We start from the raw sequence: 854 nt of genomic DNA on the forward strand, positions 1-854 counted from the left end.
GAATCTCTAAAGCAAGCAATTCTAAGCGCTTCTCTTTATGAGCACGCGCTTGATACAGAGTGGATAGGCACGAACCAATTGCTTGATCATATTCCCTTAGCGAACGTGTTCTACACAGCAAGCGACCTAGCAGAGCAGCTTTCTGCATACCTGGACACCTACTCTGACAACGGAAATAGTTATGCTAGCGCACTGAGCAGTATCACCAATGATGCTCAAAATATTGCAGAAGATCTCGACAGCGCTGAGCTTCAAATTCAAACTCAACCGCAGTCCATACATACCAGTGAATCACAAAGCTTTTCTTTGTTTGTTCTCGCATCCGGAGCGGGAAGCTTAAGCTATCAGTGGCAGAAGGATGGCGAGAATATCCCGGGCGCGACAGCAAGCTCCTACAATAAAACGAGCGCTCAACTTAGCGATTCTGGTTTATATAGTGTCACCATTTCCAACAGTGAGGAAACTATCCACTCGCTAGAAGCCCTTGTCTCAGTGGAAGAAAACGTGTTACCCGTCAGCATATCCCAGCAACCTAGCGCTAGCATCGTCACTGAAGGGGAAACAATCTCTCTCAGCGTCTTAGCGACTGGCGGAGATCCAATCAGCTATCAATGGCAAAAGAACGGCTCCTTAATTCCTGGCGCAACACATAGCACTTTAACGATTAGCCCAAGTTCAATAAGTGACACGGGAAGTTACCGAGTATCGATTAGCAACAATGTTTCCCAGGTTTATTCAAACTTTGTCAGCGTTACCGTCAATGAACAACTTGCAGCACCCAGCATTAACTCGCACCCCGTTTCATTAACAGTATCCGAAGGAAGCTCCGCTTCATTTAGCGTCAACGCTGGCGG

The 854-nt window shown here is 47.0% G+C and carries 1 protein-coding gene; it reads left to right on the forward strand.

The features are described 5' to 3' along the window. A partial coding sequence (locus A3729_RS08630) for an immunoglobulin domain-containing protein (protein ID WP_197475706.1) occupies positions 1 to 854 on the forward strand: 854 nt, incomplete at both ends.

This window comes from Oleiphilus sp. HI0043 (assembly GCF_001634935.1).